The sequence below is a fragment of the Paenibacillus sp. FSL R5-0378 genome (assembly GCF_038009285.1).
Lineage (GTDB): Bacteria > Bacillota > Bacilli > Paenibacillales > Paenibacillaceae > Paenibacillus_AQ > Paenibacillus_AQ favisporus.
In genome coordinates, this window is record NZ_JBBPAY010000001.1 from 1,209,671 (window position 1) to 1,224,214 (window position 14,544).

Consider the following 14,544-nt stretch of genomic DNA (forward strand, 5'->3'; position numbering starts at 1 on the left):
ACAAGCCCCCTAAATATGGATTCGGACAGTCGCATTCATGCCTGGAACGAGCCCGAGGCCTTTATATCCTTCAATGGTTACGACGATAGGGATGACTTGCGTCACTTTGGTGTAGTTGGCGTTGGAATTCGTCGTTGGAAACAGCGAAAACGTAGACGAGGTAGCCAGTCCGATTTGATCGATCTTGCCGGTTAGCGATGTATCCGGAAAAGCATCAACGTAGACGTCGACGGTTTGGCCGACCTTGATTTTATCCAGCTTGGTTTCTTCAATATTGGCTGTAACCCACAGGTTGTTCAGGTTGAAGGCTCTTGCCAGCGAAGTTCCCGGGGATACAAAAGAATTGGGAACCGCTGTTTGCTGAACGATGGTGGAGTTCACAGGGAACGTAATATCGACCCGGGTACCTCCGGAAGTTACGCTTCCTACGACATCGCCGGAATTGTAATACTTTCCGACGGATCCGTTCCAGGTCGTAAGCTTGCCGGCCGCTGGTGCGGTGATGGATACCCCCTGTCCGGTGACTTGGGCGTTGTCGGTTTTAATGTAGTTGGACGTCTGGTTGTAGTAATAAATGGCCGCGCCGCCCAGGACGAGCACAATGATGACGACTACAACGTTGACCAGCAGTGCACGCGAGTTCATAAAAGCATAATCCCTCCTAAAGTTGCTTCCTAGTTATCGATTGAAAACAGATATCCAAGAGCATCTCCTAATTGCCCCATTCATATTCAGCAGAGGAATTTCCCGGATCACTGCTAGGATAAAGGAACGCTGCCCTGGGGATAAATAAGAAATCCAGTTGATGAAAGGGGAGTTATGCATGAAAGTGTACGTGGTTTACGACAGCGAAAACGGCCACACGGAAGCCTTGGCGCGTTCCGTATGGGAAGGGGCTAAGGGCGTAGACGGAGCTGAAGCAGAGATCGCTCACGTCAATGAAGCGGACATTTATAAACTTGAGGATATGGACGCCATCGTATGGGGATGCCCGGGGCATTTTGGAACCATCAGCTCAGGACTCAAAAATTGGATTGACCGGCTCGGCTACCTGTGGGCGCAGGGCAAACTGGTCAACAAAGTAGGGGCCGTATTCTGCACGACAGCAACCGTGCATGGAGGGGTGGAATCCACCATGATCAACCTGCTGACGCCGATGCTTCACAACGGCATGATCGTTGTCGGTCTTCCCGGAAACATACCGGAGAATGCCCTGTACGGATCGTATTACGGCGTGGGTGTGACGTGTCCCGTGGAGCTTTCGGATGACGATCCCAAAAACCTGCCCGGCGAAAACGACCTCGCCCTGGGCCGAGCATTAGGCAAGCGCGTAGCCGAATTGGCCGGACGATTCTCCTCGGCAGCAAGGTAAGGTACAGGCTATGATTATCGCCTTTATCGTTCTGGCTGTCCTCGCCCTGGTTTTTCTTTTTATTTACAATGCCCGGATGTCCAAGAAAACGGCGAAAAAAAAGGATGCTCCGGAATCCGTCCCAAACAACCCAGAGGCGGCGGAGCCAGCCGCTCATCTTGAACCTGTGAAGGCGGCGGAACCGCTGCCGGCAACCACCGGACCGGTGGCCTCTGAACCGGTAAGAAGACCCGAGCCGGTGCCGGTGACAACCCGGAGGCCGCAGGCTGCGGAGCAGCAGGGCGACCGGGCTTACCGCGATGCTCTCCGGCAGTTCGCCGGAGGCACGCCGGCCAAGGAGGAGCCCCCGGCGCCAAAGCCGGACTACAGTACGGACAACGCCTACCGGGAAGCGCTGCGGTCGATGGCGAAGAACAAAAAGTAGCACGATCCTGCAGCACAGCGAACAGCCGCTTTCGGTGATGGACCGAAAGGGCTGTTTTTGCGTGATCGTGAGGAACGGACGCAGAACCGCCATTGTATGCCGTGCTGCGGAATGTTATTTTATACATATCCAATAATCGCCTAAGACCGGGAGGGAAAGATCACCATCATGTTCACCGCCGTATGGGTCGCCATCATTTGCCTGGCCGTGATCGTTTTGCTGCTGGCCGCGGCAAGTGCTTATTTTTATAATGTGGGCATCAAGCGCAGCACGAAGGAGTTTTTGGAAGCCGATCCGGCGCTGGTCAAAGAAGAGCACCCCTGGGAGCTGGAGGAGGAGTGGCTCCGCAGCCAGCCCGTTGAAACGTTGGAGCTGACGTCCTCGGACGGAATTGCCCTCAAAGGATATTTCATCCCCGCATCCACGCCTGCCCGCCAAACCGCCATCGTCGTGCACGGCTATTCCAGCCAAGGCCGGGAAATGGGGGCTTTTGCTAAGCTGTACCATGAGATGGGCATGAACGTGCTGATGCCGGATAACCGGGGGCACGGCCAAAGCGGAGGGAATTACATCGGGTTTGGCTGGCCGGACCGCAGGGATATTATGCGGTGGATCGGCACGGTCATTGACCGCAGCGGACCCGGGGCGGAAATCATACTGCACGGCGTATCCATGGGCGGAGCGACGGTGCTGATGGTAAGCGGGGAGGAGCTCCCGGGTCAGGTGAAGTGCATCGTATCGGACTGTGCCTACACGTCAGTGCGTGACATTTTGACCCATCAACTCAAGCAGATGTATAAGCTCCCGCCATTTCCGCTGCTGCCGGCAACCAGCCTGATGTGCAAGCTGCGGGCAGGATACTCCTTCGGAGAAGCCTCAGCGTTGAAGCAGGTCGGCGTGACGAAGCTCCCGATTCTGTTTATTCACGGGGACCGCGATACCTTTGTCCCATACGCGATGCTGCACCGTCTTGTGGATGCCGCGGCAGGGGATAAGGAAGTCTATGTGGTTCAGGGGGCTTCGCATGCGAACGCTTATTTTGTGGACAAAAAAGAGTACGAACGCAGGATACGCCAATTTATTGGGCGTTATATCCGGTTAGGGAAGGGGACGGAAAAGGAGATGATTCCCGGATCGGAGCCGCAGGCTGTTCTGACCCCCGTGGAGGGTTAAATCCTGACCTGAAAACATCGTTCATTCGAAAAAAACTCCGGAAGCGCCTGTGAAGGCATCCGGAGTTTTATTATGATTCCCCAATTAAATCGACCGCTGAAACTGGCTGGTGTACAAGTCATAATAAAAACCTTTGGCTTCCAGCAGCTGACGGTGGTCCCCCTGCTCGGCAATGCGTCCGCCGTGGATGAACAGAATCCGGTCCGCATCCTGAATCGTGCTCAGCCGGTGGGCGATGACAAAGCTGGTCCGTCCCTTCATCAGCGTCTGCATCGCTTCTTGGACATGCATTTCGGTCCGGGTATCGACGCTGCTGGTGGCTTCGTCCAGTATGAGGATGGCCGGATCGGCGAGGATCGCCCGGGCGATGGTCAGCAGCTGGCGCTGGCCGTGGCTGAGATTGCTGCCCTCGGCGGCCAGGACGGTATCATACCCGTCCGGCAGACGGGATATAAAGCGGTCGGCATTCGCCAGCCTGGCGGCATGCTCCACTTCGGCATCGGTCGCATCCAACCGTCCGAACCGGATGTTTTCGCGGATGCTGCCGGAAAAAACGTAGGCGTCCTGGAGGACGATCCCCACCTTGCTCCGCAGGCTGTCTTTATCCATATCGCGGATGCTCACCCCGTCGATGCAAATGTCGCCTTGGTCGATCTCGTAAAACCGGGTCAGCAGGTTGATGATTGTCGTTTTGCCTGCACCCGTAGGGCCGACGAGGGCGATCATCTGGCCGGGCTCGGCGGTAAAGGATACGTCCTGCAGCACCGGCGTTCCCGGTTTATAGCTGAAAGTTACATTCCGGAATTCGACGCTGCCCTTTACCTCTCCAAGCTCCACGACGGCCCGCTTGTGGTCTTCGGCATACTCGGTGTCGAGGTCGAAAATCTCAAATACGCGCTCGGCACCCGCAATGGCGGACTGCATCAGGTTGAACTGGTTGGCCAGTTCGGTGATCGGACGGCCGAACTGCTTGGAGTAGTTCAGAAAGCTGACGACGATGCCGACGGAGGTGTGCCCTTGCAACACCATCCAGCCGCCGGCCGCCGCGATCAGGGCGAAACTGAGGTTGTTCACCATGTTCATGACCGGCCCGACCATGCCGGAGGCGATCTGCGCGCGGATGCCGACCTGATTCAGCTTGTGGTTGATCTTCTGGAACTGCTCGACTGCGACAGGCTCCCGCCGGAACAGCTTGACGATTTTTTGCCCGCTGACGGTCTCCTCAATAAAGCCGTTGAGCTCGCCGAGGTGCTGCTGCTGGGCTTTGAACAGCTTTCGGGTCAGCCGCGTGATTTGGCGTGTTGCCACGAGCACGAGCGGAATGCTGATGAGGCTGACGAGCGTAAGGGGCAGGTTGAGCCTCAGCATGATGACCAGCGACCCGGCCAGCGTAATGATGCTGTTCAAGAGCTGCGTTACGCTCTGGTTCAGCGTGTTCGACACGTTCTCGATGTCATTGGTCGTGCGGCTCATCAGCTCTCCGGTCGGATGGGTATCGAAAAAGCGCAGCGGCAGCTGCTGGTATTTATCGAACAGGTCCTGGCGGAGGGCCAAGACGGTGCGCTGGGAGACCGCCGTCATGACGTACACCTGAATCCAGGAAACGACGCTGCCCAGTGCATAGATGCCGATCATCAGCAAGCAGAGCGACCAGAAGCCTTCATGCTCTTTTGGCATAATGAAGCGGTCGATCGCTTTGCCGAGCAGGAAAGGGCCGATCAGGGAAATGACCGCGCTGAGAATGGTCGTCACGTATACGATAATCAAGCCGAGCTGCTGCCGGCTCAAATAGGCCCACAGTCTTCTGAGGGTAGCACCAGCCTGCTTGGGCTTGGCTTTCTGCATGACCATGTTTCGGCCGGGTCCATGGCCCATCATGGGAGGGCCCCCGCGGCCGGGTTCAGCGCCAGCTTGTTTAGTTGGCTGCGGCATGTGTATCTTCCTCCTTCCGCTGCGAACGGTAAATATCCTGATAGATCGCGCTGGTCCGCAGCAGTTCTTCGTGGGTCCCCCGGGCGGCAATGGAGCCGTTCTCCAGCACCAGAATCTGGTCGGCCTCCATGACTGAACTGATCCGCTGCGCGATGATGATGTTGGTGCTGCGGTTCATCAGCTCCTTCAGCGCAGCCTGGATGCGCGATTCCGTGCCGACGTCGACCGCGCTCGTGCTGTCGTCCAGGATGAGAATCCGCGGCTTAACGAGCAGCGCGCGGGCGATCGACAGGCGCTGCTTCTGCCCGCCGGACAGGTTGACGCCTTTTTGCCCGATCACGGTCTCATACCCGTCCGGCATCTGCATGATAAAATCGTGGGCCTGGGCGGCCTTGGCCGCCGCAGTCACTTCCTCCAGCGGAGCGGCGGGCCGGCCGTATCGGATGTTATCCTGCACCGTGCCGCTAAACAGCACGGACTGCTGCAGCGTCATGCCCACCATCCCGCGCAGGATGTCCAGCGGGATGTCGCGGACATCCGTGCCGCCGATAAGAACGCGGCCGCCGGTGGCGTCATAGAGCCGCGGGATCAGGTGCACGAGCGAGGATTTGCCGGATCCGGTAACGCCGAGAATGGCGGTCGTCTGGCCCGGTTTGGCTGTAAAGCTGATCCCGCTGAGCACCGGATCGGCATGCGGATGCTCCCCGTAACCGAAGGATACATTCTCGAAGACCACGTCCGCGGCCGCCGGTTCCTTGGCCTGGGCGCCGGTGGGATCGACAATGTCCGGCTGCGCGTCAAACACTTCCTGCACCCGGGCCGCGGAGACTCTGGCCCGGGAGATGAAGGTCAGCATGTTGCTTACCATCAGCATGGCGAACAGGAGCTGTGTCACGTAATTGATATAAGCGATCAAATCGCCGGCGGGAAGGGATCCGCCGCTGGTAAGGGCACCTCCGTACCAGAGCACCGCGACGATGCTCAAATTCAGGATCAGCGTCATGACCGGCATGTTCAGCCCCAAGAGCCGGTTGGCCGAGATGGCCTCCTTCGTGTAATCGCCGTTAGCGCCGGCAAAGCGCTTGCGTTCATAGCCTGCGCGGACGAAGGCCTTGACGACCCGAATGCCGGCGAGGTTCTCCTGCAGGACGCCGTTCACTTGGTCGAGCATCGACTGAACCCGGCCGAACAGCGGAAAAGACTTCCGAATCAGCAGCACCAGAAAGACGACCAGGACAGGGATCGATACCGCCAGGACCAGCGTCAGCCGGGGACTGATCCAGAGGGCCAGGATGAGGCTGCCGAGGAACAGCAGCGGGGAGCGGATGCTCCGCAGGATCATCTGGACCACTGTCTGCAGCTGAACGACGTCATTCGTCAGCCGGGTGATCAGCGATCCGGTCTTCAGCTCGTCAAGATTGCGGAAAGAAAAGGTTTGTATTTTCCGGAACAGATGGTCCCGGAGATCGGTGCCGAAATGCTGAGAGGCATAAGTTGAAAAGACGGTGCACCCCACGCCGCCCAGCAGGCCGACTACGGCAACCCCGATCATCAGAAGACCCGTTCGCTCGATGTACGCAAGATCGCCGGGGATAACTCCTTTATTAACGATGTTCGCCATCAGCGCTGGCTGCAGCAGGTCCATGGATACCTCAAGCAGCATCAGCAGAGGTGCCAGCAGGGCCGACACCTTATACGGACGAAGGTAGGATATCATCAGTTTCCACATTGGCGGGACCTCACTTGGTATCAGAATCGGCAGCCTGCGCCTGGCCTCCCGGCGAAGAACCCGAGGCTCCGCCATCCGCCGTTTCACGCAGCTCGAACGTATGGATGTACTCCTGGATCATCTGGTCAACGGCTTTCAGCTCACCGGTAATGACCTGCTGAATCGGCTGGTACTCGGGCTGGCTCAGCTGCTGCATTAGCGTGCTGCGCATGACCTGCATACGCTCCAGAAACATCAGCACGCGGCCGCGCCGAAACGTCTGGGCGCTCTGAAAGCTCCGGCCGCCCTCGTCGTCGCCGTGATGCTCCCTTTTGCCGCGCCGGCCGTGGTCGTGGTGCCCGTGTCCGCGGCCCCCGCCGCGCCGGTCGCCTCGCTCCCAGCGGCCGCCCTCGTTGTTCATATCTTCTTTCATTGACGTCACCCCTTAGAATTAGTGGATGTGTATACGTGTAATGCTGTTTGTATACAAATGTATACGATTGTGTGGTGAGAGTCAATTCTTTTTACCCTAAATCTGGAAAAGTCCAGCTTTCTCTGGTCTTCGTTATCGTCTCTATATAATGCCAGCGTCCATTTTGTTATAATGTTGTTGATTCTGCAGACTAACAAACATGGTTCCAGAAACGGCTGTATCCGGACCCGGAGCATCACCGGCGTCTAAACCGCCTGGGAAGCGGCACGCCCGATGCAGCCCTTTACGATATTCGTAATATGAATGACAGTTTATTTGAGGTGAAATAGAGACGATGGCCAAAAAGATTACGATGCAGCAAATCGCCGACCACCTGGGCGTTTCGAAGTTCGTTGTATCCAAGGCGCTGTCCGGCAAGGGCGGAGTCAATGAAATGACCCGGGAGCGGGTGATCCAGGCGGCTTCCCAGCTCGGCTATTTTTCGCAAAAGAAAGCCTATATGAGAAGCCCCCGCACGGAACCCAACACGCTTAAGCGCAGCGGCGCCAAGCATTCCGTGATCGTGCTGATGCCCAACATCCGTTTTCAGAACAGGGAATCGCTGTACTGGGGCAAGATTATGGAGGGGATTTCGATCAGCCTCGAGGAACGGGGACTGGGCATGGTGATCATCTCTGAGCAGAACGTGGACAACTTTGTCAGCCTCCTGAATCCGGAAGGGATTCTCGGACTCATTGGGGTCGGTGAAATTTCCACGCCGCTGCTGCTGGAGGTGCACCGGATGGGGCTGCCGATTGTGCTGGTCGACATGGAGGATCCGCTCATTCCGTCCGACACGGTCTTTGCGAACAATATGGATGTGATGGCCCGGCTGACGACCCACCTGATCGGCATCGGCCATCAGCGGCTGCAGTTCATCGGAAACGACCGGTATTCGCGCAGCTTCCGGGACCGCTCCATCGGGTACCGGACGGCGCTGGATGAGCAGGGGCTGCCGAGCCAGGAAGGGCTGGTCATTCCGCTTCCCGATTTGGAGAACGGCAGCTTCGAGCCCGAAATCCGGTCGTGGATCTCGCGGAAAATCAAATCCAAATCGCTGCCGACCGCACTGGTCTGCGCCAACGATGCGATTGCGCTGACGGCCCGGGATATCCTGATCGAGCTTGGCGTGCGGGTTCCGGAGGAGGTGTCGGTCTCCGGATTCGACAATATCGCCGATGCGGCCAAGGGCAGTCCGTCCCTGACGACCGTCCATGTTCCGAAGGAGGCGATGGGCCGCCGGGCTGTCGAGAAGCTGCTCGAACGAATGGACAAGGCGGATACGCCTCTGGAAAAAATCCTGCTCGCCGGCGATATCGTCTACCGCGATTCCACGGCGCCGGCGCCGGATGGCTCCGGGAGCTGACATCACGGCAGGTACGATGAAATCTCAGCCGGTCATAACAAAAAAAGCATCCCGCCCAACAGGCAGGATGCTTTTTATCGATAAAGGAAGTTTCGAAGTTTCCGGAAAGTGCACAGGGTTGCCGTATGTGCGGGTTGAAAGAGCTGAAATCTCGAGGTTCAGTCTTCTTGTGCGCCCTTTAGATCGCTTACGGCTGGGCAGGCAGTCCATCGAACTCGCGGATTTGTGCCGTGTAATGATCGCGGATGAGGCCCTCCGCCTTTTTCGCATAAGGGCAGTAATCATCATTCCCGGCGGCGTCCTCCGGTGCATACAGTGCTGCCGGCCAGTCCCACAGCATAAATCCTCCCACCCATGAACGGCTGGCGCAGGCTTCAAACATCCGCTCATAATAAGCGGCTTGTTCGTCCTCGTTTGGGTCTCCGGGCAGTCCCCAGTCGTTTGGAATCCGGCTCGAACCGGTCCGGCTGGGACATCCCGCCTCCATAAAGAAGAAAGGCTTGCCGTACCGGTGGACGACCGGCTCAATGCGGTCCAGCTGCTCTTCCCAGCTGTCGATCGGGTAATAGCCGCTGGATGAAATGACATCCACTGCATCCCACCAAGCCACCTGGCCTTCCTGATATTTATCGCAGTTATAAGTAACGATGCCGGAGTATACTTGCCGAACCTGGCGGATGAGCTCGCGCCATTCCCGTTCCCTTCGGTCGGTCTGCACCATCTCGCACCCGATGCACAGCATTTCGCAGCCGGTTTCCTCGGCCATAGCCGCATAGTGCAGCATAAACCGGGTATAAGAGTCAAACCACTCGGACCATTTCGGTTCACAAGGCACGTCAATATCGAAAAAGTTAATATGGGCCCGCCAAGTTCCGTCGGTGCAGTTGACGACCGGTTTCAGGCAGACGCGCAAGCCGAGACGTTTGGCGGAGGCAATCGCATGGCGAACCTCTTCATCCGTTACGGTCGGCTCTTCCGCAAAGTGGATTTCCGTCGAATGGGCCGTATCCTGCAGGGCCGCAAAGGTGACGGCCGTCCAGTTCACGCCGAGGCGTTTTACCATTTCCTCCATCGAATGTCCGGCCTCAGGGGTGTTCCATGTTCCCCGGATGCCGGTCCATCCCCAGGTCATGCCGCCGATATATCCTTCCAGCAAGTTATTGCGCATTAAATTCACCGTGTGCACCTCTTCTTGTGTTATTTTGTTAGCATATTTCGTTATTTAGTTATGATAACTTTATATACTTGTTATAAACAAAATACGTCTGAAGATCAAGTGTGTGGTTGTGAAAATATGATGGTTATAGATGGTATGCCCGTCTTGGTGTGGAGATAGGGTGCGTGAAAAATAGATAACACATTGATAACAAAGGTGAAAAATAAAAGCCCTGCCCGTAATTGTACAGGCAAGGCTTGATATGCATGAGGCCATTCTCTATTTAAGCGGCTGCTGATTCACGTAGCTGTCGGACAAATTAAGGAGCTTAAGCGCCCGGTTATATTCCTCTTCCGTAGTGCCGCCGTCCACTGAGGTTCGGCCGCTCAGCGGGTACTGCGCTCCATCCTCGTATCCGGCTCCCGACACGAAGAGCGCATTGTCGGTCAGGAAGGAACCGGTCGGCAAATAATAACGCTCCGGAATCAGATTATAGCTCTGATTTAAGAGATCCTGTCCGAAATGAATATGGTCTTTGACGGAAACGCCCGTCAGATTGGCGACCGTTGGCAGGATGTCGACCTGTCCGCCCACCGTGTTGTTCACTTCCGGATGTTGGATCGAGCCGCCCGCCAGAATCAGCGGGATGTTAATCATATCCGAATAGGAATATTCATGTCCGTAAATTTCCTTCATCAATTCTTTATCATCACGGTCCAGGGAGTACAGCGGCAGCCCCATGTGATCCCCGTAGATGACGATGAGGCTGTCTTCCCAGAGGCCGTTAGTCTTCAGTTCATCGATAAACTGGCCCAGCGCATAATCCGCATAATTCTGGGCGCGGATATAATCTCCGACAAACGTACCGTCGTATCGCTCAGGGAGCTGCATGTGGTATTTTCTCTCCGGAATCGTGAACGGATGATGCGCCGACATCGAGATGACCTGGGCATAGAACGGTTTGTCTTCCTGGTCCATTTCCTTCATTTTCGCGGCAGTCTTCTTATACAGCACTTCATCCGATGGGCCGAAGAAGAAGGAATCTTCGTCACCGAAGAAGGACTTGTCGTAATAATGCTGGAAGCCAAGGGACGAATACAGCTCCCCGCGGTTCCAGAACTCCACGTCGTTCGTATGGAAGGTCGCGGTCGCGTAACCGTTGCTCTCCATCAGCCTCGGCAGGCTCGGCAGCTTCTTGTCGACATAGTTCTGCGTGGCTGCCCCGCTCGGCGGAACATAGAACGAGGTGTTCACGACGAATTCGGCATCCGATGTATTGCCTTGGCCGACCATTTGGTTGAAGTTCGGGAAGTAGTACTGCTCTTTGGCCAGCTTGTTCATATTAGGCGTAATTTCCTGACCGTCGATCTTCAGGTTGATCAGGAAATTCTGAAACGATTCCAGCTGGATTATGATGACGTTCTTGCCTTTGGCATCCCCGAAATGCTGCGGCTGATCGGTCTTCTTGATGCCTTTGAGCTCATCGATCGAGGCCTGGGTAATGCTGTTCAGCGGAACGATGTCCTCTTTCTTCTTGGAGAAAATCGTATACGCTTCATAATTCAAAATGCCCATTTGCTGGGCTTTTGTGATCTCGTTCATGCTGGCCCGGTTCGGAACGATATTAAACAGGCAGATCACGAGGGACAGGATGAACAGCACGGTAACGACGCTCCGGCGGGCCCGGCGGCTGGTCTGATCCTTCCATTGCCGCGCTTTACGGCCGCGCACCATGATGACAAAGATCACGACGATGTCGGCGTAGATCAGCAAATAGTAAGGGTCCATCAGCGAAAAGACACTGTTGCGGACGGCCGTAACCTGGTTGACCTGCTCCAGGGCATGGTAAGTCGCGATGACGCCATAGTATTTGAAGTACATAATGACGGCGAAAAAGATCGTGGTCAGCAGCAGGTTGGCGATGACATAAGCCCCGAATTTCCGCTTGCCGGCAAACCACTCAATCAGACAGAACACGAGCCAAATAAACGGAATTTCGGTAATGATGGGCTTCCAGGGCATCAGGTCATTAAACGTAACGGCCCATGCCAAATACCCCTTTAAAAGTAAAAGAATGGTGAATAAGACAAACGGTTTTCGCAGAAATCCACGAAGTGAAGACACGTTACCAACTTCCTTCCTTTTAATGACGGGCTGACTGGCTGATCTAAGCCGGGCAGCTGAGTATATCGCGCGAAAAGCTGGATGATTGCGCATAAAATTGAATATCCTGCGGTTGCTTGAGCCCTTTTGTCGCATGGAATCGAGGGCAATAGGTTTATTATGCCTTCGGCTCAGAAAGATGTCAAAAGGCGAATCCTTGTCATTTCTAGTTATCATTTACCATATTGGGAAGTAAATGAACCGCTTCCGCCGCTCCTCTGAAGCATTCTTTGAAAACGTCCGGATTTCCGATCCGCCCGGGTACGGCGGGCTGAGCCGTAACACCACGACACCCTGCTAAACACTGCGGTACACTGCTTATTTCCCACCGGTCAATAACCCCCTAAAAACTGTAAAATATTGTGTTGAACCGGGCCTGTATTTTAGGTAAAATGTGCGAAAACCATATTGTGTTAAATAAGTTAACACGCGATGTAATGTTAGATGAAGGGGTTGAGGGGGATGTTTGACTGGCTTGGCTTTACAACGGGGCTGCCACTCTGGTGGTCGTACCGGTTAAACCGTCATTTGAAAGAGGATATCGAAAACATTTTTGAGGGAATAGCCCAGAATCGTATACAAATATTAGAGAGCTGGGTTACGGAGTATTGGTCCCATTTGGAGCGCTTGAGCATACAGCTTGGCCCAAACTTTGACCATATCGTCCAGGATCCTGCCGGGGCCGCTGCATTGGAGCCGCTGTTCGCTTCCTATATGAAGAGAGGTGCCGATTTCTCGGAGATTTTCCTGATTCGTGACGACATGAAGGTGGTGTACTCCACCCATCCGTCCCGCATCGGAGCAAGCTGCAGCCGGGAGGGCCTGATCGAGCCGGGGCTGAAGTATACGCTGCAGGGGAATCCTTGCCTGTTCGGCCCCTATTCCGACCCGGCCACATTAGAGGTCGGCCCGAGCACTTCGGCGTTTCACGACGCGATGACGCTGATGTTTATTTTGCCGGTCATGAATGACGGTGAGTGGAAAGGGGCGCTGTGCGGCCGGGTTCCAAACGATGTCCTGGGCGACTTGATCCAGCGGGAGCAGGGGCATGTATATCCCGATTCAGGCGATAACTACATTTTCATGGCCAAGCCGGGACTGAGCAAGAACATTGCGCCCGGAACGGCGCTGTCGCGGAGCCGCTTCGAGGACTTTACCTTTACGCACGGCGATAACCTGAAAGAAGGGGTACGGACCGACTACGGGACGGTTCAGGTAAAGAACCATACCGAGCTGGAACTGGTGTTCAAGGACCCGGCCACAGGAGAACTGCATCCAGGGGTGGCGAACACGATACAGAACGGAAGCAATCTGTTTGTGGAGTTTCCGGGATATTCGGACTACCGGCACATTCCGGTGATCGGTAAAGGGGTTACTTTTCAGCTTCCGCATTGCCCGGACGTATGGGGGATGATGTGCGAAGGGGATTTGGAGGAAGTGTACCGCTTCCGGAGCTTCGGTTGGAAGATGAAGAAAATGCACCTGATGACAGGTCTGGCGGGCGTGGTGCTGAACGGTCTTCTATTCGGTCTGCTGGCCTGGAGTCTGCCTCCGGTCACGGGGCTGATCATGGTTCTGGCGGCAAACGTGCTGTTCGGCTGGATCGCGGTCTTCGTTCTTGAACGCAGGGGGACGCGGCGGACGGCGGAGCATTTACGCAGCCTGAGCCGGTTCATCCGCATCAATGCCGAAGGCAAAGGGGATTTGACGCAGCGGCTGGACCTGCGCGAATTTGCGGATGACGAGGCCAAGGAGCTCGGCAAATGGGTAAACAGCATGATCGATGCCCTGGAAGGCATTATGCTGCAGGTTAAGCAGGCGGCGCAGGACGTTCAGGACAGCCAGCACGTGCAGCATGCGACGGCCCAGTCGACCGCCAGCTCCACGGAGCGGGTGAGCGGGAAGGTTCACAGCATGATTCGCGGCATCCGCGGCCAGCTGAAGGATATCGACGTGGCCAAGGACGTGTCGGTGGAGATGAGCGTTACCCTGCGGGAAATCGAAGAGGCGGCTGCTCAGCAAATTGCGGTGGCGCAAAGCGAAGTGCAGCATATCGGCGACAAGATGAAGCAAATCCAGGACAAGGTGGAGGAGAGCAACCGGACCATTCGGACGTTTATGGAAACGACGCGGGATATTGCCGGCCTGCTGACGGCCATCGAGAACATTTCCAAGCAGACCAACCTGTTATCGCTGAACGCGTCGATCGAAGCGGCGAGGGCGGGCGAGCACGGTCAAGGCTTCTCGGTAGTGGCGGGGGAAATCCGCAAGCTGGCCGAGCTTACCCGGCATTCCACCGAGCAGATCCAGCGGACGCTGCGGCAGATCGGCGGGCAGGTGGAACTGGCCTTTGCCTCCATGGACGAAGGCAGCCGGGCGGTGGAGGAGGGTACGAAAATCGTCGCTTCGGCCTCTGAAATGCTGGGACAGGCTGGCAGCCAGGACAGCCTCAAGACCAAGATGGTCGGTGAAGTGGTGGGCATCATGGAAAAGGTAGCCGCCGTCAGCATCGAAAACCGCAGCATTTCGGCAGAGGTGGAAGGCACCCTGCAGGAGCTGCAGGAGGACATGCAGCACGTCCGCGGCACATCGGAAAATGTGGAGTCCATCACCGGATCGCTGCTTCAGCTTGTCAACCAGTTCCGCCTGACCGAGACGCGGAGAAGATAGCAGGAAGACGGTGGCGTCGTGTGACCTGCCGCTGCCGGATGAGTTCATTAGACAAAGCTCGTGCCCCTTTATCAGGGCGGCACGGGCTTTTTTCGTGGATAGCGCATT

The 14,544-nt window shown here is 56.1% G+C and carries 11 protein-coding genes; 5 read left to right on the forward strand and 6 right to left on the reverse strand.

The window, feature by feature from the left end; genetic code table 11:
- Positions 1-9: 9 nt before the first annotated feature.
- The gene (locus MKY74_RS05370) at positions 10-645 is read right to left on the reverse strand and encodes an HlyD family secretion protein (RefSeq protein WP_076171920.1); all 636 of its coding nucleotides are present in this window, start codon (positions 643-645) and stop codon (positions 10-12) included.
- Positions 646-823: 178 nt separating this feature from the next.
- Between MKY74_RS05370 and MKY74_RS05375 the strand changes: the two genes are divergently transcribed.
- The 3 genes from MKY74_RS05375 to MKY74_RS05385 all read left to right on the forward strand — a co-directional run bounded on the left by MKY74_RS05375 (position 824) and on the right by MKY74_RS05385 (position 2,969).
- Positions 824-1,372: an NAD(P)H-dependent oxidoreductase gene (locus MKY74_RS05375; RefSeq protein WP_076171918.1), complete on the forward strand. Its 549-nt coding sequence runs from the start codon at positions 824-826 to the stop codon at positions 1,370-1,372.
- 10 nt (positions 1,373-1,382) lie between these two features.
- The gene (locus MKY74_RS05380; protein WP_076171916.1) at positions 1,383-1,796 is read left to right on the forward strand and encodes a hypothetical protein; all 414 of its coding nucleotides are present in this window, start codon (positions 1,383-1,385) and stop codon (positions 1,794-1,796) included.
- A gap of 168 nt (positions 1,797-1,964) precedes the next feature.
- The gene (locus tag MKY74_RS05385; RefSeq protein ID WP_076171913.1) at positions 1,965-2,969 is read left to right on the forward strand and encodes an alpha/beta hydrolase; all 1,005 of its coding nucleotides are present in this window, start codon (positions 1,965-1,967) and stop codon (positions 2,967-2,969) included.
- A gap of 84 nt (positions 2,970-3,053) precedes the next feature.
- Here the strand turns inward: MKY74_RS05385 and MKY74_RS05390 are convergent, their stop codons facing one another.
- From MKY74_RS05390 to MKY74_RS05400, 3 genes are read right to left on the reverse strand one after another with little or no spacing between them, the layout of a single operon-like run.
- Positions 3,054-4,901: an ABC transporter ATP-binding protein gene (locus MKY74_RS05390; RefSeq protein ID WP_076171911.1), complete on the reverse strand. Its 1,848-nt coding sequence runs from the start codon at positions 4,899-4,901 to the stop codon at positions 3,054-3,056.
- Complete coding sequence (locus MKY74_RS05395; RefSeq protein WP_076171908.1) at positions 4,885-6,630, reverse strand: ABC transporter ATP-binding protein; 1,746 nt, start codon at positions 6,628-6,630, stop codon at positions 4,885-4,887. Before MKY74_RS05395 ends, MKY74_RS05390 begins: the two co-directional genes overlap by 17 nt.
- Positions 6,631-6,640: 10 nt before the next feature.
- Positions 6,641-7,042 (reverse strand): hypothetical protein, encoded by a 402-nt coding sequence (locus tag MKY74_RS05400; RefSeq protein WP_076171906.1) that lies wholly within the window; start codon positions 7,040-7,042, stop codon positions 6,641-6,643.
- Positions 7,043-7,376: 334 nt separating this feature from the next.
- Here MKY74_RS05400 and MKY74_RS05405 point away from each other — a divergent pair, with 334 nt between their 5' ends.
- Positions 7,377-8,447, forward strand: coding sequence for a LacI family DNA-binding transcriptional regulator (locus tag MKY74_RS05405; RefSeq protein ID WP_076171904.1), 1,071 nt, complete (start codon positions 7,377-7,379; stop codon positions 8,445-8,447).
- A 187-nt stretch (positions 8,448-8,634) separates the two neighbouring features.
- Here MKY74_RS05405 and MKY74_RS05410 read toward each other — a convergent pair whose 3' ends face one another.
- Together MKY74_RS05410 and MKY74_RS05415 are read right to left on the reverse strand one after the other, a co-directional pair.
- Positions 8,635-9,615, reverse strand: coding sequence for a glycoside hydrolase family 113 (locus MKY74_RS05410; protein ID WP_076172538.1), 981 nt, complete (start codon positions 9,613-9,615; stop codon positions 8,635-8,637).
- 267 nt (positions 9,616-9,882) lie between these two features.
- Positions 9,883-11,727: an LTA synthase family protein gene (locus tag MKY74_RS05415; protein ID WP_244169300.1), complete on the reverse strand. Its 1,845-nt coding sequence runs from the start codon at positions 11,725-11,727 to the stop codon at positions 9,883-9,885.
- A gap of 501 nt (positions 11,728-12,228) precedes the next feature.
- On the opposite strand from MKY74_RS05415, the gene MKY74_RS05420 reads away from it, so the two are divergent.
- A complete protein-coding gene (locus tag MKY74_RS05420; protein ID WP_076171902.1) occupies positions 12,229-14,436 on the forward strand; it encodes a methyl-accepting chemotaxis protein in 2,208 nt (735 codons plus the stop codon).
- The last annotated feature ends 108 nt before the right edge of the window (positions 14,437-14,544 follow it).

What these genes read in the sequence shown, in the direction of transcription:
- MKY74_RS05420 (WP_076171902.1), top strand. Translation starts at nt 12,229, where the DNA reads ATGTTTGACTGGCTTGGCTTTACAACGGGGCTGCCACTCTGGTGGTCG.
- MKY74_RS05370 (WP_076171920.1), bottom strand. Translation starts at nt 645, where the DNA reads ATGAACTCGCGTGCACTGCTGGTCAACGTTGTAGTCGTCATCATTGTG.
- MKY74_RS05395 (WP_076171908.1), bottom strand. Translation starts at nt 6,630, where the DNA reads ATGTGGAAACTGATGATATCCTACCTTCGTCCGTATAAGGTGTCGGCC.
- MKY74_RS05410 (WP_076172538.1), bottom strand. Translation starts at nt 9,615, where the DNA reads ATGCGCAATAACTTGCTGGAAGGATATATCGGCGGCATGACCTGGGGA.
- MKY74_RS05380 (WP_076171916.1), top strand. Translation starts at nt 1,383, where the DNA reads ATGATTATCGCCTTTATCGTTCTGGCTGTCCTCGCCCTGGTTTTTCTT.
- MKY74_RS05375 (WP_076171918.1), top strand. Translation starts at nt 824, where the DNA reads ATGAAAGTGTACGTGGTTTACGACAGCGAAAACGGCCACACGGAAGCC.
- MKY74_RS05385 (WP_076171913.1), top strand. Translation starts at nt 1,965, where the DNA reads ATGTTCACCGCCGTATGGGTCGCCATCATTTGCCTGGCCGTGATCGTT.
- MKY74_RS05400 (WP_076171906.1), bottom strand. Translation starts at nt 7,042, where the DNA reads ATGAAAGAAGATATGAACAACGAGGGCGGCCGCTGGGAGCGAGGCGAC.
- MKY74_RS05405 (WP_076171904.1), top strand. Translation starts at nt 7,377, where the DNA reads ATGGCCAAAAAGATTACGATGCAGCAAATCGCCGACCACCTGGGCGTT.
- MKY74_RS05390 (WP_076171911.1), bottom strand. Translation starts at nt 4,901, where the DNA reads ATGCCGCAGCCAACTAAACAAGCTGGCGCTGAACCCGGCCGCGGGGGC.